Genomic DNA, 26,329 nt, shown 5'->3' with positions numbered 1-26,329 from the left:
CGCGGCGTGCGCGTCGGTGAGGGGAAGCTGCTGTGACACTCGCCGCCGGGTTCTTCGCGCGCGACGCGGTGAGCGTTGCGCGCGGCCTGATCGGCGCCGAGCTGCAAGTCGATGGCGCGGGCGGCCGGATCGTCGAGACCGAGGCGTATGACGCGGGCGATCCAGCCTCGCACAGTTTCGGCGGAATGACGCCGCGCAATGCCGTGATGTTCGGCCCCGTCGGGCGAGCCTATGTCTATCGCATCTACGGATTGCATTGGTGCCTGAACTTCGTTTGCGCGGCGGAGCAGCCCGGGAGTGCCGTGCTGATCCGCGCGATCGAACCGTTATACGGTCGTGACGTCATGCAGGCGCGTCGCGGCGACGTCGCCGACCGACTGCTCTGCAGCGGGCCGGGGCGGCTGGCACAGGCGCTGGGGATCGATGCGGAGCTGAACGGAGCGCCGCTCGATGGTCCGCCATTTGCGATGGCCTTGCCTGCGACCGCTCCCGGCATCGTCGAGGGGGTGCGGATCGGAATCAGCAAGGGCGCGACAACGCCGTGGCGCTTCTGTCTCGCGGGGTCGCGCTATCTGAGCAAACCCGTGTGATCGCGCGCTCGCACCATCGCGCATGGCCGGCGTTTGCTGATCCAGCCTATGATAGCGCGCGGTTACATTTGCGTCGAACCGAACTACTATGATGCGATGACGCATCAAATCACCGCGCGAGGCGCGTTGCGGGCGGCAACGCACGAGCAGCACGACCGGGTCGATCGCCTATACTCGCAGATCCGGCTCGATGACCGCGACGATTATGGCGCATTTCTCGGTGCGCAGGCGGCTGCTCACATCCCTGTCGAGCAAGCCCTTGTCGAAGCGGGTGTGGGCGCGATCGTCCCGGATTGGGATATCCGCCAGCGCGGCGATCTGGTGCGAGCCGATCTCGCGGTGCTCGGTCTGCCCGTGCCCGACCCCGCCGGACCGATCGTCTTTTCGGATGAAGCGGCGGTGCTTGGTGGCCTCTATGTGCTCGAGGGGTCGCGGCTGGGCGGGACGATGCTGAGGCGATCGGTCCCCGCCGACTTCCCGACGCGCTTTCTTGGGGGCGTCGATTCGGCCGCGTGGCGCAGCTTGCTCCAGATGCTCGACGTGCGGCTCGATACTGGTTTAAAACGCTCCGTCGCGGTCGCCGCGGCGCGTAACGTGTTTGCGTTGTTTGAAACCAGCGGACAACGAATTGTGGAGACCGGGCACCTTGGCTGACGACTTCCGATCGGTCGATCTGACGAACTGTGATCGCGAACCGATCCATATCCTGGGGGCGATTCAGCCGATTGGGTTCCTGCTGGCGCTGACCGCCGACTGGCTTGTCGCGCGCACGTCGGCGAATATCGCCGACTATATCGGCCACGCTCCGGAAGATCTGATCGGGCTGCCGCTTGCCGAAATCTTCTCCGCCTCGGTCATCCACGACCTGCGCAACCGTGCCGCGGTCCTGCGCGGCGCCGATGCGGTCGAGCGAGTGTTCGACCTCGTGCTCGTTCCCGGCGGCACTGCGTTCGATGTCGCGATCCATTATTCGGGAGGCCAGGTCGTTATCGAGGCCGAGCCGGCATCGGGGGAATATGGCGATGCGAGCAGCCTTGTCCGGTCGATGATCTCGCGGCTCGACCAATGCGCCGACATGGAGAGCTTCTTCCGCGAAGGCGCACGCCAGGTCCGCGCGCTGATCGGCTTCGACCGGGTGATGGTCTATCGCTTAAACGCCGACGATTCGGGCGAGGTCGTGGCCGAGGCGGTCAAGGCCGGGATCGGCAAATTCTTCGGGCTGCGTTATCCGGCAAGCGACATCCCAGTCCAGGCGCGCGCACTCTACAAGCGCAATTTGCTGCGCATCATCGCCGATGTCGACCATCAGACGGTCCCGATCGTGCCGGCCCGCGACACGCAGGGCCAGCCGCTCGACCTGTCGCTTTCGGTGCTGCGCGCGGTGTCGCCGATCCATATCGAATACCTCAAGAACATGGGCGTCCAGGCGTCGCTGTCGATCTCTATCCTGGTCGACGGGAAGCTCTGGGGGCTGTTCGCATGCCACCATTATGCGCCGCGTTGCCCGACCTTCGAGCGGCGATCGGTCAGCGAATTGTTCGCGCAGATGTTCGCGATGCGGCTCGAAAGCCGCGAGCGCCAGGCGACGGTCGAATTCGAGCGCGGTGCGCGCGAGATCGCCGACCAGTTGCTCGGCGCGGTTGCCTCCGACGATACGCTGTTGAGGGATCCAGACTGGCTCGGCGATATCCTGACCAACGCTATCGCCGCAGACGGTGTCGGCGTGTGGATCGGTGGCAACCATGCGTTTTCCGGGGTGACGCCGTCGGTCGAGGAATTCCAGCGGATCGTTCGCGCCCTCAACAGCACGGCTGCGGGGAAGGTTTTTGCGACCGATCATATTGCCTCGATCCTGCCGGGTGCCGAGGCGTTCGTCTCGCAATCCGCCGGCTTGCTGGCGATCCCGATCTCGCGTGCGCCGCGCGACTATGTCGTGCTGTTCCGCTCGGAACTCGTGCGATCGGTGCGCTGGGCCGGCAACCCGGACAAGCCGGTCGAATATGGCATCAACGGGCCACGCCTGTCGCCGCGCGAGAGTTTTGCCGAGTGGAAGGAGCTCGTCCAGGGGCGTTCGCAGCCCTTTACACCGTCCGAGGTGCGCGTTGCCGAGACGCTGCGCGCGACGTTGATCGAAGTCGTGCTGCGCATGGCCGACGAAGCCTCGACCGAGCGGCAGCACGCCAGCGCGCGGCAGGAGTTGCTGATCGCGGAGCTCAACCACCGCGTGCGCAACGTGCTCGGCGTGATCCGGGGGCTGATCCGCCAGTCGCAGCCGACCGAGAATGTCGTCCAGGATTTCGTCAAGGTGGTCGACGGGCGGATCCACGCGCTGGCGCGCGCGCACAACCAGATTACCGATGACCATTGGGGCCCGGCGCCGATGCAGGCGCTGATCGACGCCGAGGCCGCGGCCTTTCTTGCCGATGGCGACAAGATCATTTCGGACGGCGCGCCGGTGCTGCTCAATCCCCAGGCCTATTCGACGATGGCGTTGGTGCTGCACGAACTCGTCACCAACTCGACCAAATATGGCAGCCTCTCCGTGCCCGAAGGTCGTGTCGCGATCAGCTGGCAGCGCGACGCGGCGCAGGACCTGCACTTTACCTGGCGTGAAACCGGCGGCCCGACCGTCGCCAAGCCGACGCGCAAAGGGTTCGGGACGACGATCATCCATCGCTCGGTGCCATACGACATCGGCGGGACGGCAGAGGTCGACTATCGTCCCGAGGGGGTCGAGGCGCGCTTCCGCATTCCCGCGCGACACGTCTCCGAAGCGCCGCCCGGTCTTGCGCCGCCGGTTCGGTATGCAGGGCCCGCGCCGGGGCTGGCCGCGGTGGTGCCCGATCGCATGCTGAAGGGGCGCGACGTCCTCTTGGTCGAGGACAGCTTGATCATCGCGCTCGATGCCGAGGACATCGTAACGCGGCTCGGCGCCGAGACCGTTACGACCGCGGCGACGGTCGACGGCGCGCTCGATGCGATCGAGCAGAATCGGCCCGCGATTGCGATGCTCGACATCCACCTTGGCGATCGCAACAGCTTTGCAATCGCCGATCGCCTGCTTGTGCTTGGCGTACCGTTCCTGTTCGCGACGGGGTATGGCGAACAGGCCAAGTTGCCGGCCGACCATCGCGACCGCATGGTCGTGCAAAAGCCGTACACGCTCGAGAATGTCGCGCGGGCGATGGCCGAGATGCTGGGGCCGGTGGCGACCGATTGAGCCTCGCCACGGCATCGTACCGCACTGCCGCGCAAACACTGTGCGAGGGAACGGCAAGCTGCTAGGCGCCGCGCGATATCGCAATCGCCCGTCCGATTCGGTACGACTTTGATGCCTCTATTCCACAGGATCCCAATGCCCCGATCTAGCCCCTTGTCCGGCGACGGCGACAGTAGAAGCCTCGGCTTCTGCGCTGCCGATTGTCGGAATCCTGGGCCCGGCCGGGTCGTCATGGGCGGTATCATGCCGGCCTGAGGCGATATCCGGCGGGCTCGAACCACGAGACCCGAGGATTTCGCTGATGACCATGTTTCGCGCCCAAGTGCGCACCATATCCCCCCGTGCGCGTCGCTGACGCGCTGTTTCGGTCGCGCATGCCCAAAGGCGTCGCGGTCCCGTATTTTCCGATCGTGGCATTCGGAAGCGTGCTGCTATTTACTACCAGTCCCGTCGCGGCGCAGACCAGCGGCGCGCGGACGGGCGATCCGCAGACCTTTGCGCTGCACGGCCAGGCAACGTTCGTTGTCCAGGGGGTAGGGGGCTTCGCCTCGCCTTACTCTGGCCCCAATAGCCTGACGCCGCGCCAGGTACAGGAGACCGCCGACGTCACCGCTTATCTCGGCGTGGCACCTTGGCAGGGGGCGGAGGTTTGGGCCAACCCCGAGATCGATCAGGGCTTCGGCTTGTCGAACACGCTCGGCGCGGCGGGTTTTCCGAGTGCGGAAGCCTACAAGGTCGGCAAGTCCGCACCCTATTTCCGCCTACAGCGCGTGTTCTTCCGCCAGACGATCGCTCTCGGCAGCGAGCGCGAGGCCGTGCTGGCGTCGTCCAATCAGTTGGGCGGATCGCGTCCAATCGATCGGATCGTCCTCACTCTTGGCAAGATCGGCGTCGGCGACGTGTTCGATACGAACCGCTACGCGCACGACCCGCGCGCCGACTTCCTCAACTGGTCGGTGGTCGATGCGGGCAGCTTCGATTACGCCGCTGACGCCTGGGGCTATTCGACCGGGGCGGCGCTGGAGGCCTATCGCGGGCCTTGGACCATCCGCGTCGGTGCGTTCAACCTGTCGCACGTGCCCAATGGCGAGACGCTCGAGCGCGGTTTCGGCCAGTATCAGCTCGATGGCGAAGTCGAACATCGTCACAGCTTCGGGCCCAGTGCAGGATCGATCCGGCTCGGCATGTTCCGCAATCGCGGGCAGTTCGGGCGGTTCGACGACGCGCTGGCGCTCGGCGCGGCAAGCGCTGCCCCGGCCGATACGGCGCTGGTGCGCGGTCGGCGGACCCGGGTGGGCGCCTATGCCAATGCCGAGCAGGAACTGACGGACACGCTCGGGATTTTCGGCCGTCTCGGCTGGTCGGATGGCGGCATCGAGCCGTACGACTTCACCGATATCGATCGCACCGCGCAAGTCGGCGCGGTGCTGGCGGGCAAGGGCTGGGGGCGGTCGACCGACCGGGTCGGGCTCGCGCTCGTCGTCAACGGCATCTCGGCCGCGCATCAGCGCTATCTCGCGGCGGGCGGGATCGGCGTGCTCGTCGGCGATGCGCGGCTGCCCGACGCCGGGAGCGAGCAGATCGCCGAGCTCTATTACGATGTGCATCTCCTGCCGGGCGTCGATGCGACGCTCGACGCGCAGCATATCGCCAACCCGGGCTACAATCGCGATCGCGGGCCGGCGAACATCGCCGCCTTACGCCTGCATGGAGCGTTCTGACATGCAAACGCCCGGATTTCTCGGCTTCTCGCCGCGGCGCCTGAAAGTGCGGTTCGGCTGGCCCGATGCCGCCTTGTTCGCGATCATTGCTGCGGCCGGGGTGGCGATCGCGGCGGGGGTCAGTGGCGCGACGGAGCCGCTCGCGCGACTTCGGCTCGAGCCGGTCGTGCTCGATGCGTGGCAATTGCCGCGCTACGCACTGCTGACAACGCTGCGGCTGTTCGCGGCGCTGGCGGCATCGTTCGTCTTCACGCTGTTCGCGGCGACCGCCGCGGCGAAGAGCCGGCGGGCAGAACTGGTGATCATCCCTGCGCTCGACATCCTCCAGTCGGTGCCGGTGCTGGGCTTCATGACCTTTACCGTGACCGCCTTTATGGGGCTGTTCCCGGGCAGCCGCGTCGGGGTCGAATGCGCGGCGATCTTTGCGATCTTCACCAGCCAGGCGTGGAATATGGCGTTCAGCCTGTACCAGTCGCTGCGGCAAGTGCCCGCCGATCTCGACGAAGTCGCGCGCGGTTTCGGCCTTTCGCCGCTGCGCAAACTGATACGGCTCGAACTGCCGTTTGCCGCACCAGGCCTCGTGTGGAACGCGATGATGTCGATGTCGGGCGGCTGGTTCTTCGTCGTCGCGTCGGAGGCGATCAGCGTCGGGCATACGCAGATCATGCTGCCGGGGATCGGGTCGTGGCTGGCGATCGCGATCGAGCAGCGCAATCTCAGCGCGGTCGCGCTCGCGGTCGGGGCGATGGCGGTGGTTATCCTGCTGTACGACCAACTCGTCTTCCGTCCGGTGATCGCCTGGGCCGATCGCTTTCGCGTCGAACAGACCGCGAGCGTCGCCCCGCCGAAATCGTGGCTGTTCGACCTGTTCCGGCGCGCGCGGTTGCTTCCGGCGTTCACTGCGCCGCTGCGCGCGGTCGGGCAGATGGTCTATCGGCTCGAACCCGCGCGCCGCCCGATCGCGCAGGAGCGGCACTTCGCCGCCAGGGCGGTCGCCCCGGCAGCGCGCGGGATGCGGCTTTGGGCGGCGGTGGTCGCGCTCACCGCGCTCGCCGCGACGGGCTATGCGATCGACTTCCTCCACCAGACGCTGTCGCTTGCCGAGGCGCTGGCGGCGTTGCGCTTCGGGCTGATCACGCTGTTGCGCGTGATTGTGCTGATCATCCTGGCGAGCTTCGTGTGGGTGCCGATCGGCGTGTGGGTCGGGCTGCGGCCGCGCTGGACCTCGCGGATCCAGCCCGTTGCGCAATTTCTCGCGGCGTTCCCGGCCAACGTGCTGTTCCCGATCGCGGTCGTCGCGATCGTCCATTTTCATGCCGATCCCGACGTGTGGCTCTCGCCATTGATGGTGCTCGGGACGCAATGGTACATCCTGTTCAACGTCATTGCAGGCGCCAGCGCGATCCCGAGCGACATGCGCGAGGCGGCGCAGATGTTCGGGGTGCGCGGCTGGCAGTGGTGGCGGCGGCTGATCCTGCCGGGAATCTTCCCCTATTACGTCACCGGCGCGCTGACCGCCTCGGGCGGATCGTGGAACGCGAGCATCGTCGCCGAAGCCGTGTCGTGGGGCAGCACGCGGCTGCGCGCGCAAGGGCTCGGCAGCTATATCGCCGATGCGACCACCGCGGGCGACGGCGCGCGGGTGCTGCTCGGCATTATGGTGATGTCGGTGTTCGTCATCGCGATCAATCGCTTGCTGTTCCGCCCGCTCTATCGCCTGTCCGAACGCCGCCTGCGTCTGTCTTGAGGACCTTATCATGATCCCGCACACCGCCCGCCCCGTCGTCACGCTCGAGCATGTCAGCCATAGTTATGGCGGCGAGCAGGGCGGCCCGCCGATTCTCGAAGACGTCGCGCTCGCCGTGCGGGAGGGCGAGATCGTCGGGCTGCTCGGCCGCTCGGGATCGGGCAAGTCGACGCTGCTGCGCTCGATCGCTGGTCTCGTCCGCCCTTCGAGCGGCGAGCTTCGTTTCGTGCCCGATGCCGAGGGCGCGCCGCGCTCGGTCTCGATGGTGTTCCAGTCGTTCGCGCTGTTCCCGTGGTTGACGGTGCTGCAAAATGTCGAGCTCGGCCTCGAGGCGCAGCGCGTGCCGGCCGAGGAACGCCGCACCCGCGCGCTCGCCGCGATCGATCTGATCGGGCTCGACGGGTTCGAGAACGCCTTTCCCAAGGAGCTGTCGGGCGGAATGCGCCAGCGTGTGGGCCTGGCGCGCGCGCTCGTCGTCGAGCCGTCGCTGCTGCTGATGGACGAACCCTTCTCGGCACTCGACGTGCTGACCGCCGAGACGCTGCGCACCGATCTGCTCGACCTGTGGGGCGAGGGGAAGCTCGGCATCGCCTCGGTGCTGATCGTCACGCACAATATCGAGGAAGCCGTGCTGATGTGCGATCGGATCCTGGTGCTGTCGTCGAACCCGGGGCGGATTGCGGCCGAGTTCACCGTCGACCTGCCGCAGCCGCGCGACCGGCTCGATCCCGCGTTCCGCGAATTGGTCGAGCAGATCTATGCGCGGATGACGCAGCGTGCGGCGGTGCCGGTGGCGCTCCATGGGACGCAGCCAGAGCACGGGCTCGACCGGCCGTTGCCCGACGTGTCGATCAACAGCCTGGCGGGTCTGATTGAGGAGATCGAGGCCGCGCCGTTCGAGGGCCGCGCGCCGCTCGCCACGCTCGCCGACACGCTCCAGCTCGAGATCGACGACCTCTTTCCGATCGTCGAGACGCTGCAGATGTTGCAGTTCGTCGATATCGACGATGGCGATGCGGTGCTCACCAAGCGCGGCGCGGCGTTCGCGCAGGAGGATGTCGACCAGCGCAAGGCCAATTTCCGCCGGACGCTTGAAACGCATGTCCGGCTGGCGCGCCACATCCGCGTCGTGCTCGACGAGCGGCCGAGCCACCAGGCGCCGGCGCGGCGCTTCCGCGACGAGCTCGAGGACCATATGTCGCCCGATTTCGCCGCGACGACATTGCGCACCGTGACCGAATGGGGGCGCTACGCCGAACTGTTCGCGTTCGACGATGACGGCGATCTGTTCTCGCTCGACGATCCGGCCTGATCACGTGCGCTGCCCGGGGGGCGGCGCAAGCCGCTCGCTAAGGCGGCGGGTGCCGGCCCTGCTGCGCGGAGGGTGATGGCCTTTGCCGTTAGCGCCTGAAGGTCATCTGGAAGAGCGATCATTGCGAGGCGGTCGGGGTTTCCGCAGTTTCAAAACCGCCGTCTTACGCGCGCAGTAGGGTCGTCGCGCCGCGTTCCACCGCGCATCCGCGCTGGAGCCTCGTCGCCAAATCGCGTTAGCCTCTTTCAAAACATAAGCATGCATATTATCTGCTTGCGTGGTATCGGCGGAAGCGGCAAGGCGCGACCGCGGTTGCACGCGCTATCCGCGTCCGATTTTCGTCTGCGGACCGACTGCTTTTCGAGAGCAAAGTCTATGAGTTTGGAAGATTCGCCAGGTCGCTCGGCCGACTATCCCACGGTGGAAGACTCGACCCCGATCGTCGCGCCTGCTCCCGTAGTGCAATCCGCCGACCGCCAGCCCCGCGCCCGGCGTCGCTTGCGGACGCCCTTGCTGCTGCTGGCGCCGATCGTCGCGGTGCTGGCCATCGTGTATTTCTATCTGAGCGGCGGCCGCTACGAAGCGACCGACAATGGCTATCTCCAGTCCGGGTTGGTCTCGGTCAGCGCCAATGTCAGCGGCCCCGTCGTCGCGATCGCGGTCCACAATAACCAGCGCGTCAAGGCGGGCGACGTCCTGTTCCGGATCGACCCCGCGCCGTATCAGGCGGCCGTCGACGAAGCCGCCGCCGAACTGGCCAGTGCGCGCACCCAGGTCGCCTCGGTGCGGGCAAGCTATCGCGAAGGCGAAGCGACGCTGCAGGCCGGCCGCGACAAGCTCGCTTACGCTCAGCGCGAGGCGGCGCGCCAGAAGGCGCTGCTCGCCGAGGGCATCTCGTCGCAAGCGCAATACGACCAGGCGGTGCTCGCCGCGCAGACCGCGCGCCAGCAGATCGCGACCTCGGTCGAGCAGAATGCCGGCGTCGCCGCGACACTGACCGGCAGCGTCTCTGCGCCGACCGAGCGCCAGCCGGCGGTGCAGCGAGCACAGGCCGCGCTCGAACGCGCGCGGCTTAACCTCGGCTATACGACGGTCCGCGCCGCGCAGGACGGCATCGTCACCAAGGTCGATCAGCTCCAGCTCGGCAGCTATGTTTCGGCGGCGAAGCCCGTGTTCACGCTGGCGGGGACGCGTCTGTGGGTCGAGGGCAATTTCAAGGAAAATCAGCTCGACCATATGCGCGTCGGCCAGCGCGCGACCTTCAAGATCGACGCCTTTCCCGACCTCAAGCTGACTGGCCGCGTCGCGAGCTTCAGCCCCGGCACCGGCAACAGCTTCGCGCTGCTCCCGCCCGAGAACGCGACGGGGAACTGGGTCAAGGTGGTCCAGCGCCTGCCGATCGAGTTCAGCATCGACCAAGTGCCGCGCGACATCCCGCTCCACGCCGGGCTGAGCGTCGAGGTCACCGTCGATACCGGCTATCAGCGTCATCTGTTCGGCGCCGCGACGCCGGTGCGATGACGAGCGCCTATCCGGCCCCTGCCGTCCGCAATCTGATCACCGCCTCGGTGATGGCGGCGACCGTGATGAACTCGCTCGACAGCACGATCGCCAACGTCGCGCTGCCGCACATCCAGGGCAGCGTCTCGGCGTCGAGCGAGGAGATCACCTGGGTCCTGACGTCCTACATCGTTGCGGCGGCGATCATGACGCCACTCACCGGCTGGCTCGCCGGGCGCTTCGGGCGCAAGCGGTTGATGCTGTGGTCGATCGTCGGTTTCACTGTCGTGTCGGGCTTGTGCGGGTTGGCCAACAGCCTCGGCGAACTCGTCGGTTTCCGCCTGTTGCAGGGCGTGTTCGGCGCGGCGCTGGTGCCGATGAGCCAGGCGATCCTGCTCGACATCAATCCACCCGAACGCCACGGCCCGGCGATGGCGGTGTGGGGCATGGGCGCGATCCTCGGGCCGATCATCGGCCCCGCGCTCGGCGGCTGGCTGACCGACAATCTCACCTGGCGCTGGGTGTTCTACATCAATCTGCCGATCGGCATTCTCGCCTTTGTCGGTCTGTCGGGCTTTCTCACCGAGACCAAGGACGCCGCGCGCCCGCGGCTCGACGTGTTCGGCTTTGCGATGCTCGCGCTCGCGATCGGCGCGTTCCAGCTGATGCTCGATCGCGGGCAGACCAAGGACTGGTTCAGCTCGCTCGAGATCTGCATCGAGGGAGGGCTCGCTCTGTTCTTCGGCTATCTCTTCGTCGTGCACACGCTGACCGCGAAAAAACCGTTCATCGACATCGGGATGTTCAAGGATCGCAATTTCCTGACGGGTTCGATCTTCGGCTTCTTCCTTGGCACCGTGCTGTTCGGCGTGCTCGCTTTGCTGCCGACGATGCTCGAGACGCTGATGGGCTATCCGGTGGTGCTGACCGGACTCGTCACCGCGCCGCGCGGGATCGGCACGTTGATCTCGATGATCATCGTCGGGCGGATCATCAAGCGCGTCGACGCTCGGTTGCTGATCTTCGTCGGCTTCGCGCTGGCGGCAGTCTCGCTCTACATCATGGCGGGCTTTTCGCTGCAGATGAGCGAGCGGCTGGTGATCGTCTCGGGCTTCATCCAGGGGCTCGGCACCGGGCTCGTCTTCGTGCCCCTGACGACGATCGCGTTCGCGACGCTCGACGTCAAATATCGCAACGAGGGTGCGGCGATGTTCACGCTGACGCGCAATATCGGCTCGGCGGTCGGCATTTCGGTGCTCCAGGCGCTGACGATCCGCAATGCCGCCGCGGTGCATTCGCGACTGACCGAAGGCGTCCGGCCCGACAATCCCGCGCTGGCGCAAGGCTTCGACTTCAATCTCCCAAGCGCGGTTGCGGCGCTCAATGCCCAAGTCACCCGGCAGGCGTCGATGGTCTCCTATATCGACGCCTTCTGGCTGCTGTTCGTGCTGACGCTCGCGGTGATTCCGCTGCTTCTGCTGATGCGCGGCCCGCGCAAGGGTGCGGCCGACGGCCCAACGATCCATATGGACTGATGCCAATGCGCTTTCTCCCGATCCTCCTCGCCGCGACCGCGCTCGCCGGGTGCACCGTCGGCCCCGATTTCGTGCGTCCGCAGACGCCGGGGGTGAGCGGCTACCAGCCACCGAGCGAGCAGCGCGTCGCGGTGCGCGGTGCGCCTGCGGTGACAGTCGGCGCGGGGCCGGCGCAGCGCTGGTGGACGGCGTTCGGATCGCCCGAAATGGATGCGCTGGTCGACCGTGCGATCGCCAACAATCGCAGTTTGGCGGCGAGCAATGCGACGCTTGCCGCGGCGCGTGACGAGTTGCGCGCCGTTGCGGGCCGTCGTCTCCCGCAGATCGACGCAAATGCGCGCGTCGATCAGCAGCAGGTCAATCTCGCGGGCTTCGGCTTTTCGGGCAACAATCCGCTCGCGCCCGGCGGCAATCCCGAATTCCATCTCTATTCGGTCGGCGGCGGGATCAGCTACGATCTCGATCTGTTTGGCGGGCTGCGCCGTCAGGTCGAGCAAAGCGCCGCGCAGGTCGAGGCGCAGCAACGCCAGACCGAGGCGGCGCATCTCTCGATCGCCGGGCAGGTGGTCAACCAGGTGCTCACCGTCGCCGCGATCCGTGCGCAGGTCGCGACCGCCAATGCCTTGCTCGCCGAGGATCTGCGCAACGTCGATCTGACGCAGAAGCGGCGGAAGGGCGGCGAGGGTACGCTGGTCGAGGTGCTCAACGCGCAAAGCCAATACACCGCCGATCGCGGCGACATCCCGCAGCTCGAACAGCAGCTTGCCGAAGCGCGGCATCTGCTCGCGACGCTGGTCGGCATCGCGCCGTCGGAGCTCGGCGAGACCGAGTTCGACATCGCCAAACTGACCTTGCCCACCACTATCCCGGTCGCGCTGCCGTCCGAGCTCGTGCATCGTCGGCCCGACATCCTTCAGGCCGAAGCCGATCTGCATGCCGCGGCGGCCGGGGTCGGCGTCGCGACCGCGCGGCTCTATCCCGACATCACGCTCGGCGCGACGCTGACGCAGGGCGCGCCCGGGATCGGCGATCTCGTCAAGAACGCGTTCCGGGGGTACGACATCTTTGCCGGCGTGACCGCGCCGATCTTCCATGGCGGGACGCTCAAGGCGCAGCGCGCGGCGGCGATCAACCGCGCCAAGGCGAGCGAGGCGACCTATCAGCAGACGGTGCTGACCGCCTTCGGCCAAGTCGCGGATCTGCTCTCGGCGATCCAGAGCGACGCGCGTTCGGTGGTCAATCAGCGCGAGTCGGTCTCGGTCGCCGAACAATCGCGCCATCTGTCGCAACGCAGTTATCAGGTCGGCAATTCGGGCATCCTCCAAGTGCTCGAGACCGAGCGCCTGTATCAGCGTGCCCGCAATGGCCTGGTGCTGGCGCAGACGCGACAGTTCCTCAACGTGGCGCGGCTATACGTGGCAACGGCAGGCGGCTGGACCGGACCTGCCGCCGAAGCGCCAGTCGCGGGGTAACCACACCCTTTTCAACCGCCGGATCGTTAGGGTGCCGCTACCGTTGCGGTGGCTTCGGGGGCATCGCGCAGCCGCAGGTAGATCCGCCCTTCGGCGCTGGCGCGCGTGGTGATTTCGGTCGCGACGAAACCGTCGGGGATCGCTTGGCTCGGCTGCATCTCGGCGTTCGTCCCGACCGCTTCGATCAGGAAGAAGCGGTTGCCCGACAGCTTGCAGGCCTTCCGCGCCGCGCAGCTGATCGTGTGGATTTCGGGGAGTCGCACGACCGTGGCGAGCGGCGTCCACGATGACCCTGCGCCGTCGCTTGCGATGCGGAAGCGCAGGGCGCCATAGGCCGTGGGCCCGAGCGCTTCGGCCGGGTTGATCGAGACGATCCCCGTCTTGGCGTCCTGCAGATCATAGCCCTTGCCCGCCGCGACCATCGTGCTCGTACGCCCGTCGACCGTCCCGATCTCGATGCTTTCGCGTCCCGAGAGCGGGGGGGCGTCGTTGAGGTGGAAGGCAAAGGTCAGTCGGGCATCCTGCGCAAAGACCGCGGTGCCGGGCAAGGTGATCGGCAAGGCGCCATCACGCACCGGCGCCCGCGCCGTAACGCGGAGCAGCGTTGCCGAGACGCGGTGCGGTGCGATCGTCACGCTCAGCGATTTGTGGCGTCCGCCGACATAGCTGATGTCGGCGGAAAGCGTTGTGCCCGCAGCGAGCGCCATCGCGCTGGCCGGATTGGCGGCCTGCAGCGCGACGCGATCCTGCTTGCCGACGCGAGTCAGCGCGCCCGGCTGGAAGGCGAGGGTGCCGAGCGTCACTCCGATCACTTGGTCGAGCCGCGTGCCGGTCAGTGTGGCCTGGTCGTCGCCCGCGTGGAAGCTCAGTTCATCGACGCTGCCTGCTTGCTGCAACGCGCGCAGCGGGAGCTCGGTCGGCGTCGCGACGCCCTTTTCCTCGATCACGATCGAGACCGTGCCGGGTTCGGATTGCTCGAGCGGGACGGTCGCGACGATCCCGTGCGTGGCCGATTGCTTCCAGCTGAGCGGCTCGACCGCGCCATCGCCGCGCCGCAGCCCGATCTTGGTGACGCACCCTGCGCTGCCGCCGGTCAGTTGCAGTTCGTTCGAGCGGCCGACGACCAGCGCGGTGCGGTCGGTTGCCTTCCACGTCCCGTCGCCGGGCTTGGTCAGGACGTAGCTCGGGCCATCGAACGACGAAAAGCCCCAGGCACCGTGCAATTGCGCGGAGATGACCGGTCCGAATGGCCCGAACGGAATTTCCCCGGTCGAGACGAATCCGCCAAGGCTTGGATCGGCGCGGACCGGCATCTCGGCTTGCGTCCCGTCAAGACGCTTGAGCCGTAAGACCATGTCGTGCGCATAGCCCGTGGCATAGACCAGCGGTGCGCCTTCGACCGGCAATATTACCCCTGGCGCGGCGCACAACATCGTGGCCGGCAGTGGCTGGCGCAGCGGCGGCGGCTTGGGCGCTTCGATCGCCGGGAGCGCGACGACCATCACCGAGGTCGGCTTGGCGAACGAGACCGGCGTGTTGAGCAATACCGTGACATTGCCCTCACGCTGTTGCGCGAGCGCCGGGATGAACTGGAGCTGCGTCGACTGGAACGCGCCGAACATCCGAAAAAGATCGCGCACCACGCCTATATACGAGCTGTACGAGCCGTATCCGGCTTGCGGTGTCGCGCTCAGCTGGAAAGCGAGGTCGGTCGGCGCGCCGGCGAGCGTATCGGCGAGCGCCGAACTGTGCGTGTCGGCGAGCAGCAGCGTCTCGCGGTCGCCGGTCAGGCACGCCGATTGGACTTCGGTCGGCTGCGCGAGGCATTCGGCCTTGAGCTTGACCGCAAGGCTGCGCGTCAGGACCGGCGAGACGGCGGCAAGGCTCTCGGGGTTCTTGCGCTCGGCACGCTGCATCTCGAGCAGGAAGGTGTCGAGTCGTGCGCGGTCGAGCGAGGCTTGATTGAGCTCTTGCGCCGCGCGGACGAACGCACCGGGCTGCTTGCGGACCGCGCTGATCACCGCGTTTGCGCCGCCGCCACGCTCGGGAACGATGAACAGCGCCATCTGCTGCGCGTCCTTGGGGACGACGAGCGACAGGCTGGCGTTCTTCTCCCGCCAACTCTCGGCCTCGCGGAACCAGTCCTTACCGGGGCGATCGACCGCGCCGCGCAGGAACACCGCGATCAGCCGATAATGTTCGTCATGCCCCGCAAGGGGGGCGAGCTTGACCGAGATGTGATCCCCTTCGGCGAGGTTGGGCACGCGCTCGAGCGGGAGCGTAACGCCGTCGCGCACCACGCTAACGTCCAGTCGGGGGCCGACAAGGTCGAACGAGGAGGACGCCGCCTCGACGGCGGACGCCGCTAGCAACAGACCGAGAAGACCGACGATAGGAGAAAAACGCAACACGGTGTCCACGGCTCAATTTCTGCTTGCCGCGGCCTATGCCGTTGGCGTGTGGCGACAATGCGGCTGAAGCCATGCGGCCGCAACCCCGCATCCAGCAAGCTCGCGGTGGTCGGTGACAAACCCCGGCGACCGCCTGACCCCACGATCCTGCCTGCGTCGCAATCCCGTCTTGATCGCAGGGTCCCCACGCCCGGATCGTCCTCATCGCGGGGATTGCGCTCCTTGCGCGGCTTGTGAGGTTCGGTGATCCGGTGATTTCCCGTTGACGAGGAATTCCCATACGGCACCGCGCACGCCGTGTCGCCCGGCGCCTTCACGCGATATCGACGTCTTGGATCGCAAGCCGATCGGCTTGTTTTCGCGCGACATGCCCGCCGCACGGCTACCGCCGCGCTCGGGGGTGCGCGCCTATTAGGCGATGGCAACGGTTTCGCCGGTCGTGCTCGTGCTGCTCGCGGCGGGCGTCGTGGCAGGTGCGATCGCGTCTGGAGCGTCGGATCAGACCGGCGGTCCGGGTACTCAACCGCGCGAGCTGCCCAACCCCGCGGCAAAGGCGATCCGCAGCGCTTCGGACAAACTGCGCGCGTGCAATTTGGACATGATGTTGGCGCGGTGGACTTCGACCGTGCGCGGCGAGATGCCGAAGTCGTAGGCGATCGTCTTGTTGGGCAGCCCTCTCGCCAGGCCCTCAAGGACCTCGCGTTCGCGCGCCGTCAGTGCGCTGATCGCGATCGCAGCGTCGGCCGCGCGCACGGCATCGGCTTCGGAACGATCGATCCGCTCGAACGCCACGGCGAGCGAGTCGAGCAACAGCGCCTTGGCGAACGGCTTCTCGATGAAATCGACCGCGCCGGCCTTCATTGCTCGCACTGCGATCGAGACATCGCCGTGCCCGGTCAGCACGACGACCGGCATCGCAATGCCGCGTTCGAGCATGGCCTGTTGGACTGCAAGCCCGTCCATCTCGGGCATGCGGACATCGAGCAGTACGCAGCCCATCGCCGCATGCTTCGCCTCCCGGAGGAAATCGACGCCCGACGCCCAGGTCTCGACCGCGAAGCCCGACGTCTTGAGCATGAAGCTTGCCGACCGGCGGATCGCCTCCTCATCGTCGATGATATGGACAAGTCTCTGTTCAGCCACCTTTTCGACTCCGTCCGCCGCGCAGCAGCCTAGGCCGGATGCGGCGGCGGCGCCATCCCGTGCCTGCCCCCGCTGCTAATTGGCACGATTGACCCGCCACGTTCGAGTTCTGTCTTTTCCTTAGTGTGAAAGCTGCAAGCGGCGCGCGTCGTTCTGGCGGGCATGGCGTTCGCTCAGGACAGCGGCGCACGTCCGCCGCGCGACTTCGCGCACATCGGCGAGGCACTGGCGGACATAGGACTCCGATACGCCCTCGACGATCGAGTCGAAATGGACATGTCCGCCATCGACCAATTCGAAGACCGTCGAGAGATAGCTGTCGATGCCCTGCCGGATCGAGGTCCACTGGCCATGTTCTTCAAGCCAGGGCCGGGTAGAGGCGGAAGCGCTGAAGCTGAGCAAGCGTTTGCCGCGCAGTGTCGATACCCGGTCGCCCGAGCGCCGTTCGGGCTCTTCGAAACCCGCGCCCAGCACGCGATCGATATAGCCCTTGATGATCGCGGGCGGCATGCCGACCCACAGCGGGTACACGAAGCTGATGACCGCCGCGGTCTCAAGCACAGCGAGTTCAGCCGCGACATCTGGCGGCTGCCGGTAATCCGGCGCGGTCCGCCGCTCGGAATTGGCGAGCAGCGCGTTAAACCCCATCGCATAGAGATCGCGGATTTCCGCCACCTGGCCACAGGCGCGAACTTCGTCGCAATATGCCTGCGCGACGGCGGTGGTGAAGCTGCCGGCGCCCGGAGAACCGAGCACGACGACATGGCGAAGGGCGGCCTGTTGGGCAGCGGGCGTCGCGCCGTGTGTCATAGCGAGCCCCGCCCGATCGCTGCGGCTCGCTTTGCCGATCCTGATCTGGGCCAACGGGCGGCGTTGCGGGGTGTGCGGTTTGGCATGGGCTCGCTCCTTTGCTGACCCATCGAAGCACGCGCGTTCATCGGTACGCTATACGGGTCTATACGGATCCGGTGGCCGACGGCGGTGAGGGGTATTGCGTATTCGCCGGTGCGATGACGCTCGCTAGGCTATCGCGATGCACTCGATCCCCACGCAGCCCGATCCCGTCAGTGTTGTGCTGCGGCTCAAGTCGATCGTTCCTCCCACGGTGCGGCTCTGGCCTCCGACGGTTTTGCTGCTTGGCGATACGGTGGCGGGGATCGGGTTCGCTGGCGGTCTCGCGGGCGCGGTGGTGCAGGTTCCGGCAGGGCTGAGCGCGATGCTGCCGTGGTTGGCGCTGCTCGTCGGGGCAGGCTGCGCGCGCGGGGTATGTGCGCTGCTTGCGGCGCGCGTTGGCGCGGACGCGGCGCGGCGGACCAAGCGAACGCTCCGCGCCGCGCTCGTCTCGGATCTATTGGCGCGCGCGCCGGGCGGGCACGCGACGACGGGCACCCTGCTGGCCACGTGCGTCGATGAGGTCGAGGCGATAGATGGCTATGTCGCGCGCTTCCTTCCGGCACGCGCTACGGCTGGATTGGCGCCGCTCCTCGTGATCGCCGCCGCTGCGCTCGCCAGTCCGATCGCGGCGGCGATCCTCGTCGTTACGCTCATCCCCTTCCTTGCTGCGATGATTCTTGCAGGCGGGGCCGCCGCTGACGAATCGCGGCGGCAGTTCGGTGCGATGTCGCGGCTTTCGGGCCTGTTCGCCGATCGCATCCGCGCCTTGCCGATCCTGCTCGCGTTCGGCGGTGAACAGCGTGAAGCCGAACGTCTGGCGCGCGCTTCGGAAGAAGTTGCGCGGCGCACGATGCGCGTTCTACGTGTCGCGTTCCTGTCGTCTGGCGCGCTCGAATTCTTCGCCGCGCTGTCGGTGGCGCTGGTGGCGGTCTATGCCGGGTTCAACGTGCTCGGATTGCTGCCGTTTCCCGTGCCCGAAAAGCTCGATCTGGCGCGGGCGTTCTTCGTGTTGGCGCTGGCGCCCGAATTCTATTTGCCGATGCGCCGGCTCGCCGCCGCTTATCACGACAAGCAAGCCGCACAGACCGCGGTGGAGCGCTTCCCCGATGCGCTGTTCGCCCCCTCGACCACGCCGGTCGCCCAGCGCGCGCCCGAAACCGCGCCGCAGATCACGCTTACGGATGTGGCGATCGCTTATGCCGGAACCGATACACCGGCGATCCGCGATTTCTCGCTCGATATCGCGCCGGGGACGATCGTCGCAGTGCTCGGCCCGTCGGGGAGCGGCAAGAGCAGTCTGCTGCATCTCCTCCTCGGGCTGGCGCCGCTGAGCGCGGGACGCGTGACGGTCGACGGTATCGCGCTTGGTGAGGGTGTTACGCTGGCGCCGGCCTCCGCCTGGGTCGGGCAGACGCCGTTGATCATCACGGGGACGCTGCGTGCGAATATTGCACTCGCCTGGCCGGCCGCGACGGCGCGCGCGATCGAGCATGCAGCGCGGCGCGCGGGGCTCGGGCCGATGCTCGCGGTGCGCGGGCTCGACGCGCCGATCGACGCGCGTGGCGGCGGATTGTCGGGCGGCGAGATCCGGCGCATCGCGCTCGCGCGCGCGCTGCTCAAGCCGAGCACGGTGCTGTTGCTCGACGAACCGACCGCGCATCTCGATCCGGTCGCCGAAGCGGCGCTGATCGAAACGATCCGCACGGCGTGCCGCGGACGCACCGTGATCATAGCGACCCACAGCGCCGCGCTCGCGGCGATCGCCGACCGGACGGTCTCGCTGGAGCCGCACGCGTGACTGCGCTCGACGCGCTGCTGGCCGAACAGCGCCTCCGCCAACGGCCGATGCTCGTTCGCGCGGCGGGCTATGCGGCGCTGGTCGCGGCGGCTTCCGTGCTGTTGCTTGGGCTCTCGGGATGGTTCCTTACCGCCGCGGCGATCGCCGGGTTCGCGGGACCGGTCGTCGCGCAAGGGTTCAATTATATGCTGCCTAGCGCAGGGATCCGTTTGCTGGCGATCGTGCGGACCGGTGCCCGTTATGGCGAGCGTCTCGCCAGCCACGAGGCGGCGTTCGGCGCGCTCGCGCGAGTCCGCCCGGCGCTCTTCCGCGCGATCGCGGCGGCACCGGTGGCGCGCGCGCTGTCCTTCTCGACGGGCGAGGCGACGGCACGGATCGTCCAGGACGTCGGCGTGATCGAGACGCGCTTTGCAATGGCGTCGGCGCCGTGGGGAATGGCTGCGGCGGCGGTTGCAGGGGCGGGCCTGACGGTCCTGGGCGGGTGGGCGGCGGCGGCGGCGACACTCGCGTGCCTCGGCACGCTGCTCCTCGTCGCAGATCGGCTCGCGACCGCGCTGGAGGCACCGGGGCGGGCGGTGCAACGCGCGACCGGGGCGTTGAAGGACGAGCTCGCCGCACAGGCTGCCGCCGCTGCCGAGCTCCGCTGTTACGCCCTCGAAGGCTGGGCCGCGGCGCGAATTGCCGAACGGAGCGAGGCGCTCGGGGACGCCGTCGAAGCGCAAGCTGCGGTGCTGGGCTGGTTCGAACTGGCGCAGGCAGTGGCGATCGCGGTCGCTGCGGGTGCGGTGGTCGTGCTTGCGCGGGGGCATGGTGCGGCAGTGATGGCGCTGGCCGCGCTCGCCGCGGCGATGACGATCGATGGCGCCGCACCGTTGGTGCGAAGCCTGGCGCAGCGCGGCGCAGTCCGCGAGGCGGAGGCGCGGCTGGGCGCACTGCTTGACGGCGGATCGCTATCACCGACACGCCAACTGGCGGTCGCGTCGCCATCGATTACCTTTGCGCTTGCCGATGGCCCGCTGCTTCCCGGCGCACGAGTCCAGCTTGCCGGACGTTCGGGAGCCGGCAAGACACGCTTGGTCGAAACGCTGCTCGGTCTCCGGCCCGCCGAGCGCGGACAGGTCTGGTTCGACGATCGCGACCTTGTCGATATCGCGAGCGACCTCCGCCGCGAGATCTTCGGCTGGGTGCCGCAGGACGCGGCTTTGCTGTCGGGAACCGTCCGCGACAATCTGCTGCTAGGCTGTGCGCAGGCCGACGAGGCGGCGCTCTGGCAGGCGCTTCACGATGCCGCGCTCGACATGCGGGTACACGGTTTGCCGCAGGGGCTCGACAGCTGGATCGGCGAGAACGGTGCGCGGCTGTCGGGCGGCGAACGGCGGCGGCTCGCGCTCGCGCGGGCCTATCTCCGCCCGGCGTCGTGGCTGGTGCTCGACGAGCCGAGCGAGGGGCTCGACGCCGCGACCGAGGAGGTGATTATAGCGCGCCTCGCCGCCCGCCTGACGAGAACGCGGCAAGGGCTGTTGCTGGTCAGCCACCGGCCGGCGTTCGCCGCGTTCTGCGACCAAGTCGTATCGCTCGACGTGCCAGGGTGGGCGCTGCCGGGCGGTCCGCCGCTCGTATCCGTAGGTTTCCCGATATCGGAGGGTGCCGCCGCCGCATAGCGTCGCATCACCATCAAGGGAGGCGGCGATGAAGAATGTTCTATTGCTCGTGCACGATGATACCGGGCAGGAATCGCGGATCCAGGCTGCGCTCGATCTGACCCGTGCGCTCGACGGCCATTTGTCGTGCGTCGACGTTGTGGTTCCGGCAACGCTCAACGGTGATTATTATGGCATCGCCGCGGTCGGCCTGCTTGAGGACGAACGGACTCGCGAATCCGAAAACAAGACCGAAATCGTCGCTCGGCTCGCCCGCGAGGATGTACGCTGGGATTGGACCGACGCGACTGGGCCGCTCGCGGACTCGGTGCTCGACGTGGCGAAGCTCGCCGACCTGATCGTTCTGAGCCGCAAGCTCACCGATGACCGCGATCCCGACATGCGAGACGTCGCGAGCCGCGTGCTGATGCAAGCGCGCACGCCGATCGTTGCGGTGCCCGACACGCTGACGCGGCTTGTCCTCGCGCGCGTGCTGATCGCCTGGGATGGTCAGGGATCGGCAGCCGCGACGCTGCGGGCGTGCGTGCCGCTGCTCGCGCTTGCCGACGCGGTCGAGATCTTCATGGCGCGCGATGGCGGCGAGCGCACCGAGCCGACCGAGGCGGCGGAATATCTTTCGCGTCATGGCATCCACGCGAGTATCCGGACGATCGACGACGGACTAACCGCCCCCGACCGTTTGATCGAGGCCGAAGCCGAACGCTTCAACGCCGATTACATCCTGATGGGCGGCTACACGCACGGTCGCCTGCTCGAGACGTTCGGCGGGGTGACCAAGCGGATGCTGGGCATTTGCAAACTGCCGTTGGTGCTGAGCCACTGAACGCATCCGCGCGGTCCTCCGTAGAATCCCGTAGCGCGCGGTCTGGTACCGCAGGGTATCGCGTTTACAAGGAGATCTCGCATGCCTGACACTCGTTCCAAGCCACCGCGGCACGTCGTCATCCTCTGCCATCCCGAGCAGGACAGCTTCAACGCAGCGATGGCCGCAGCGTATAGCGCGACGGTGCGCGAGCAAGGCCATGAGGTGATCGTCCGCGATCTCTATGCGATGGGGTTCCATCCCGTGCTGAAATCGGCCGAGCGCCCGGGGCCAGGCGAGCGGCAGTTTGCCGACGTCGCCGAAGAGCTCGCGGTGCTCAAGGACAGCGACGTCTTCGTCCTCGTCTATCCGATCTGGTTCGGTGGGCCACCGGCGATGCTCAAGGGCTATGTCGAGCGCGTGCTCGGCAGCGGGGTGCTGCCCGACGCGGTCTACGAGGGTACCGCCAAGGGTGTGCTGGCGGGCAAGCAATTGCTCAGTTTCACGACCTCGGGCCTGAAGGAGATATGGCTCGACGAGATGGGCCAGTTGCGCGCACTCACTCAGGCGTTCGACCATTATATCGAACATGCCTTTGCGATGGCGCCGTCGCGGCACGTGCATTTCGGCCATATTACCCCCGACATGGAGCCGGGCTGGGCGCGGCGCCACCTCGAGGAAGTCCGCGGCCAGGCGCGCGCGATCGTTCGGGCGCTAGACGGGCTCGTCGTCGCGGAGTGAGGGGTTGCTCGCGCCGAGCAGGTCGGCACTGTGCAGCGCGATCTGCGCGTCCTCCTGCGCGGCGAGCACGCGGAGCACGACGCGCGAGGAATCGCCGCTGATCGTCTCGGCGCCAGCGGCATTGCGGGCGGGATCGAGCGCGACTCCCATCCAGGCGAGCGCCGTCGCGGCGGTCGCTCGCACCCCGCAATCATGCTCGCCGATCCCGCCAGTGAAGACGATCATGTCGACCCCACCGAGCGAACACGCCATCGCCGCGAGCATCTTGGCGAGCGAGTGCCCGAACATCGCGATCGCAAGCGCGGCGTCGGGCTCGGTGGGCGCGGCGGCGTTGAGCCTGCGCAAGTCGCTGTCGATCCCCGATATGCCGAGCATTCCGCTTTCGCGGTCGACCAGCGTGGCCAGCGTCGCGGGCGTGTAGCCGCAGTCGCGTAGCAAATGCAGGAGGATGCCGGGATCGAGGTCGCCGGTGCGCCGCCCCATGATCAGCCCGCCGGTCGGCGTCAGCCCCATGCTGGTGTCGATCGAGCGGCCGGCGCGCACCGCGGTAACGCTCGCGCCATTGCCGAGATGCGCGATGATCAGCCGCTCGGGCAAAGCCGGCCCGAGGTGCCGAACGATCGATTCACACGACAGGCCGTGGAAGCCGTAGCGCCGCACTCCCTGATCGCGCAGTGGCTTGGGGAGCGGGAGTGTGCTCGCCACCGACGGCATCGTCGTGTGAAAACTGGTGTCGAAAGACGCGATCTGCGGGCAACCCGGGAAATGTCCTTGCGCGGCGCGGATCGTCGCGAGCGCGGCGGGGATATGGACCGGGGCAAAGCTGCGGACGCCTTCAAGCTGATCGAGCACCGCATCGTCGATCAGCACCGGCGCGAGCAAGCGCGGCCCACCGTGCACGAGGCGATGCCCGATCGCGGCCGGGGCAGGAAGGTCCGAACGTTCGAGCACATCGACGACGTGGCCGATCCACGATCCTGGCGCGGCCTCGCCGAGCGAGTGATCGACATGGAAGCGTCCGGTGGCGGAAGCTGCATGCAGCCGAACCGCACCGCCGCCCTCGGTCTCGATCTCGCCCATCAGCAGCGGCTCGGCCTTGCCTTCGGCGACATCGAACAGCCCGAACTTGAGCGACGACGATCCGCCATTGAAGGTCAGGATCACCGTCCCCGCACTTCCGGCTGCAGCGCTCACGCCGACCAGCGCCAGTCCAGGATCTCGGGCAGATCCTCGCCATGTTCGGCGATGTAGAGCTTGTGGCGTTCGATCGCTGCCCAATAGCGGTTGCGCGCCGCTGGCACTTGTGTGTTCAACCGCGGGATCCGCTCGATCGCGTCGAGCGCGAGGCGATAGCGGTCGAGATCGTTGAGCACGACCATGTCGAACGGCGTCGTCGTCGTGCCCTCCTGCTTGAAGCCGCGGACGTGGATGTTGTGATGGTTGGTGCGGCGATAGGTCAGCGTGTGGATCGTCGCCGGAAAGCCGTGAAACGCGAAGATCACCGGCGTGTCGGTGGTGAACAGCGCATCGAAGGCGTGATCGTCGAGTCCGTGCGGATGTTGATCGCTCGGCTCGAGCACCATCAGGTCGACGACGTTGACGAAGCGGATGCGGATGTCGGGGACTTGCTCGCGCAGCAGCATCACCGCCGCCAGCGCCTCGAGCGTGGGGACGTCGCCCGCGCAGGCCATCACGACATCGGGCGCGTCGTCCTGCACGCCCGCCCAGTGCCAGATCCCCGCACCTGCGGTGCAATGCCGCACCGCCTCATCGATACCGAGCCATTGCCACTCTGGCTGCTTGCCCGCGACGATCAGGTTCACATAGTCGCGGCTGCGCAAGCAGTGATCCGCCACCGACAGCAGGCAATTGGCGTCGGGCGGGAGGTAGATGCGCGCGATATCGGAGGTCTTGTTGGCAACCTGATCGATAAAGCCCGGGTCCTGGTGCGACAGGCCATTATGGTCCTGCCGCCAGACGTGCGAGGTCAGCAGATAGTTGAGCGAGGCGATCGGGCGCCGCCACGCGATCTTGCGGCTGACCTTGAGCCATTTGGCATGCTGGTTGAGCATCGAATCGACGATGTGGGCGAACGCCTCGTAGCACGAGAAGAAGCCGTGCCGACCGGTGAGAAGATACCCCTCGAGCCAACCCTGGCAGAGATGCTCGCTCAGCACTTCCATCACGCGCCCGCTCGGGCTCAGGTTGACGTCGACCGGTTCGACCTCGCCCATCCACGCCTTGCCCGACACGTCATAGACCGCGTCGAGCCGGTTCGAGGCGGTTTCGTCGGGCCCGAACAGGCGGAAGTTCCGGCTGTCGAGATTGAGCCGCATCACCTCGCGCAGATACTGGCCGAGCACGCGCGTCGCTTCGGCCTCGACCCCGCCGGGGGCGGTGAGCGCGATCGTGAAGTCGCGGAAATCGGGCAGCGACAGCGGCTGGAGCAGTGCGCCGCCATTGGCGTGCGGGTTCGAGCTCATCCGGCGATGCCCGGTCGGGGCGACCGCCGAGATCGCCTCGGTGATCTTGCCGTTCGCGTCGAACAGCTCGGCCGGGCGATAGCTGCGCATCCAGGCGTCGAGCTGGTCGATATGCTCGGGCTTCTTGAAATTGGCGATCGGGACTTGATGCGCCCGCCATGTGCCTTCGACGGGTAAGCCATCGACGATCTTGGGGCCGGTCCAGCCCTTGGGTGTCCGCAGCACGATCATCGGCCAGCGCGGGCGTCCGCGGGAAGTGGCGGGGGCCTCGCGCGCATCGGCCTGGATCGTCTTGATCGCACGCAGCACCGTGTCGAGCGTCGCGGCCATCTGCTGGTGGAGCAACGCGGGGTCGTCGCCTTCGACGAAATACGGTTCGTGGCCATAGCCGTGGAGCAGCTCGGTCAGTTCGCTCTTGCCGATCCGCGCGAGGATCGTCGGGTTGGCGATCTTGAAGCCGTTGAGGTGGAGGATCGGCAGCACCGCGCCGTCGCGCGCGGGGTTGAGGAACTTGTTGCTGTGCCAGCTCGCGGCGAGCGGCCCGGTCTCGGCCTCGCCATCGCCGACGACGCAGGTGACGATCAGGTCGGGATTGTCGAACGCCGCGCCATACGCATGGGCGAGCGAATAGCCGAGCTCGCCGCCTTCGTGGATCGACCCCGGGCATTCGGGCGAGACATGGCTCGGGATCCCGCCCGGCCAGGAGAATTGGCGGAACAGCCGCTCCATGCCGCTGCGGCTGCGCTCGATCGCGGGATAATGCTCGGTGTAGGAGCCTTCGAGATAGGCATTGGCGACGAGCCCGGGCCCGCCATGCCCCGGCCCGATGATATAGATCATGTCGAGCTCGTTCGCGACGATCAGCCGGTTGAGGTGCGCGTAGATGAAATTGAGGCCAGGCGTCGTGCCCCAATGGCCAAGCAAGCGCGGCTTGATGTCGGCGAGGCTGAGTGGCTGTTCGAGCAACGGATTGCCGCGCAAGTAGATCTGCCCTACCGAGAGATAGTTCGCCGCGCGCCAATACGCGTCGAGCGCCGCGACCTGTTCGGGGGAAAGGGGATCGGACATGAGCGGCTCCGCAAGGGCCCCGGGGCAGGACCAGCTGCCGACGCGGCGGCCCCGCGCGCAACCGCGCGAGATCCGGCGACCGACCCGACGCTCGTCGCCGTTTGAACGCGCGCTCGCTATACGGGCTTACCCGTAGAGCGCTCCATCGGCATCCGCTGCAGCGGCGTGCGGGCATATTCGTAATCGCGGCGAGGACCGACGCGTGGGCCTGCGGCACCCCTCGCCACAATC

At 67.3% G+C, this 26,329-nt stretch carries 18 protein-coding genes; 13 read left to right on the top strand and 5 right to left on the bottom strand.

Features of this window, described 5'->3' with window-relative positions; genetic code table 11:
* Positions 1-32 precede the first annotated feature (32 nt).
* The 9 genes from ABIB28_RS01105 (at position 33) to ABIB28_RS01065 (ending at position 13,097) form a co-directional block, all read left to right on the top strand.
* Positions 33-590: a DNA-3-methyladenine glycosylase gene (locus ABIB28_RS01105; RefSeq protein WP_354285749.1), complete on the top strand. Its 558-nt coding sequence runs from the start codon at positions 33-35 to the stop codon at positions 588-590.
* Positions 591-686: 96 nt separating this feature from the next.
* Positions 687-1,244 carry a biliverdin-producing heme oxygenase gene (locus ABIB28_RS01100; protein WP_354285747.1) on the top strand — a complete coding sequence of 186 codons (558 nt, stop codon included), beginning with the start codon at positions 687-689 and terminating at the stop codon, positions 1,242-1,244.
* Entirely contained in the window at positions 1,237-3,810 is a 2,574-nt protein-coding gene (locus tag ABIB28_RS01095; RefSeq protein ID WP_354285745.1) for an HWE histidine kinase domain-containing protein, read from the top strand. The genes ABIB28_RS01100 and ABIB28_RS01095 overlap by 8 nt, the downstream gene beginning before the upstream one ends.
* Before the next feature lie 374 nt (positions 3,811-4,184).
* A complete protein-coding gene (locus ABIB28_RS01090; RefSeq protein ID WP_502958187.1) occupies positions 4,185-5,531 on the top strand; it encodes a carbohydrate porin in 1,347 nt (448 codons plus the stop codon).
* 1 nt (position 5,532) lies between these two features.
* Complete coding sequence (locus tag ABIB28_RS01085; protein ID WP_354285743.1) at positions 5,533-7,278, top strand: ABC transporter permease; 1,746 nt, start codon at positions 5,533-5,535, stop codon at positions 7,276-7,278.
* 10 nt (positions 7,279-7,288) lie between these two features.
* Entirely contained in the window at positions 7,289-8,590 is a 1,302-nt protein-coding gene (locus ABIB28_RS01080; RefSeq protein WP_354285741.1) for an ABC transporter ATP-binding protein, read from the top strand.
* A gap of 375 nt (positions 8,591-8,965) precedes the next feature.
* On the top strand, positions 8,966-10,111 hold the full coding sequence (locus ABIB28_RS01075) for an HlyD family secretion protein (RefSeq protein ID WP_354285739.1): 1,146 nt from the start codon (positions 8,966-8,968) through the stop codon (positions 10,109-10,111).
* Positions 10,108-11,625: a DHA2 family efflux MFS transporter permease subunit gene (locus tag ABIB28_RS01070; protein WP_133188373.1), complete on the top strand. Its 1,518-nt coding sequence runs from the start codon at positions 10,108-10,110 to the stop codon at positions 11,623-11,625. The genes ABIB28_RS01075 and ABIB28_RS01070 overlap by 4 nt, the downstream gene beginning before the upstream one ends.
* 5 nt (positions 11,626-11,630) lie before the next feature.
* Positions 11,631-13,097 (top strand): efflux transporter outer membrane subunit, encoded by a 1,467-nt coding sequence (locus tag ABIB28_RS01065; RefSeq protein ID WP_354285737.1) that lies wholly within the window; start codon positions 11,631-11,633, stop codon positions 13,095-13,097.
* A gap of 26 nt (positions 13,098-13,123) precedes the next feature.
* Here ABIB28_RS01065 and ABIB28_RS01060 read toward each other — a convergent pair whose 3' ends face one another.
* The 3 genes from ABIB28_RS01060 to ABIB28_RS01050 form a co-directional block, all read right to left on the bottom strand.
* Positions 13,124-15,394 (bottom strand): hypothetical protein, encoded by a 2,271-nt coding sequence (locus ABIB28_RS01060; RefSeq protein WP_354285735.1) that lies wholly within the window; start codon positions 15,392-15,394, stop codon positions 13,124-13,126.
* 633 nt (positions 15,395-16,027) lie between these two features.
* Positions 16,028-16,651 carry a response regulator transcription factor gene (locus tag ABIB28_RS01055; RefSeq protein ID WP_133188366.1) on the bottom strand — a complete coding sequence of 208 codons (624 nt, stop codon included), beginning with the start codon at positions 16,649-16,651 and terminating at the stop codon, positions 16,028-16,030.
* A gap of 120 nt (positions 16,652-16,771) precedes the next feature.
* The gene (locus ABIB28_RS01050) at positions 16,772-17,461 is read right to left on the bottom strand and encodes an NAD(P)H-dependent oxidoreductase (RefSeq protein ID WP_354285732.1); all 690 of its coding nucleotides are present in this window, start codon (positions 17,459-17,461) and stop codon (positions 16,772-16,774) included.
* 223 nt (positions 17,462-17,684) lie between these two features.
* On the opposite strand from ABIB28_RS01050, the gene cydD reads away from it, so the two are divergent.
* The 4 genes from cydD to ABIB28_RS01030 all read left to right on the top strand — a co-directional run bounded on the left by cydD (position 17,685) and on the right by ABIB28_RS01030 (position 22,547).
* Positions 17,685-19,343 carry a thiol reductant ABC exporter subunit CydD gene (cydD, locus tag ABIB28_RS01045; protein ID WP_354285730.1) on the top strand — a complete coding sequence of 553 codons (1,659 nt, stop codon included), beginning with the start codon at positions 17,685-17,687 and terminating at the stop codon, positions 19,341-19,343.
* Positions 19,340-21,004 (top strand): ATP-binding cassette domain-containing protein, encoded by a 1,665-nt coding sequence (locus ABIB28_RS01040; protein ID WP_354285728.1) that lies wholly within the window; start codon positions 19,340-19,342, stop codon positions 21,002-21,004. The genes cydD and ABIB28_RS01040 overlap by 4 nt, the downstream gene beginning before the upstream one ends.
* A gap of 28 nt (positions 21,005-21,032) precedes the next feature.
* On the top strand, positions 21,033-21,827 hold the full coding sequence (locus ABIB28_RS01035; protein WP_354285726.1) for a putative universal stress family protein: 795 nt from the start codon (positions 21,033-21,035) through the stop codon (positions 21,825-21,827).
* 81 nt (positions 21,828-21,908) lie between these two features.
* On the top strand, positions 21,909-22,547 hold the full coding sequence (locus ABIB28_RS01030) for an NAD(P)H-dependent oxidoreductase (RefSeq protein WP_322163747.1): 639 nt from the start codon (positions 21,909-21,911) through the stop codon (positions 22,545-22,547).
* On the opposite strand, the gene ABIB28_RS01025 is transcribed toward ABIB28_RS01030, so the two are convergent.
* The gene (locus tag ABIB28_RS01025) at positions 22,521-23,741 is read right to left on the bottom strand and encodes an acetate/propionate family kinase (RefSeq protein WP_354285723.1); all 1,221 of its coding nucleotides are present in this window, start codon (positions 23,739-23,741) and stop codon (positions 22,521-22,523) included. The two genes, ABIB28_RS01030 and ABIB28_RS01025, sit on opposite strands and share 27 nt — an antisense overlap.
* The gene (locus ABIB28_RS01020) at positions 23,738-26,098 is read right to left on the bottom strand and encodes a phosphoketolase family protein (RefSeq protein WP_354285721.1); all 2,361 of its coding nucleotides are present in this window, start codon (positions 26,096-26,098) and stop codon (positions 23,738-23,740) included. Before ABIB28_RS01020 ends, ABIB28_RS01025 begins: the two co-directional genes overlap by 4 nt.
* Positions 26,099-26,329: the final 231 nt, after the last annotated feature.

Source organism: Sphingomonas sp. UYEF23 (assembly GCF_040546165.1).
Taxonomy (GTDB): Bacteria; Pseudomonadota; Alphaproteobacteria; order Sphingomonadales; family Sphingomonadaceae; genus Sphingomonas; species Sphingomonas glacialis.
This window is presented reverse-complemented; position numbering and strand designations above follow the sequence as displayed.

Bases quoted from the DNA above. Each gene is read 5' to 3' on its own strand.
- ABIB28_RS01100 (WP_354285747.1), top strand. From the start codon at position 687: ATGACGCATCAAATCACCGCGCGAGGCGCGTTGCGGGCGGCAACGCAC.
- ABIB28_RS01090 (WP_502958187.1), top strand. From the start codon at position 4,185: ATGCCCAAAGGCGTCGCGGTCCCGTATTTTCCGATCGTGGCATTCGGA.
- ABIB28_RS01085 (WP_354285743.1), top strand. From the start codon at position 5,533: ATGCAAACGCCCGGATTTCTCGGCTTCTCGCCGCGGCGCCTGAAAGTG.
- ABIB28_RS01080 (WP_354285741.1), top strand. From the start codon at position 7,289: ATGATCCCGCACACCGCCCGCCCCGTCGTCACGCTCGAGCATGTCAGC.
- ABIB28_RS01075 (WP_354285739.1), top strand. From the start codon at position 8,966: ATGAGTTTGGAAGATTCGCCAGGTCGCTCGGCCGACTATCCCACGGTG.
- ABIB28_RS01070 (WP_133188373.1), top strand. From the start codon at position 10,108: ATGACGAGCGCCTATCCGGCCCCTGCCGTCCGCAATCTGATCACCGCC.
- ABIB28_RS01065 (WP_354285737.1), top strand. From the start codon at position 11,631: ATGCGCTTTCTCCCGATCCTCCTCGCCGCGACCGCGCTCGCCGGGTGC.
- ABIB28_RS01050 (WP_354285732.1), bottom strand. From the start codon at position 17,461: ATGACACACGGCGCGACGCCCGCTGCCCAACAGGCCGCCCTTCGCCAT.
- cydD (WP_354285730.1), top strand. From the start codon at position 17,685: ATGCACTCGATCCCCACGCAGCCCGATCCCGTCAGTGTTGTGCTGCGG.
- ABIB28_RS01035 (WP_354285726.1), top strand. From the start codon at position 21,033: ATGAAGAATGTTCTATTGCTCGTGCACGATGATACCGGGCAGGAATCG.
- ABIB28_RS01030 (WP_322163747.1), top strand. From the start codon at position 21,909: ATGCCTGACACTCGTTCCAAGCCACCGCGGCACGTCGTCATCCTCTGC.
- ABIB28_RS01020 (WP_354285721.1), bottom strand. From the start codon at position 26,098: ATGTCCGATCCCCTTTCCCCCGAACAGGTCGCGGCGCTCGACGCGTAT.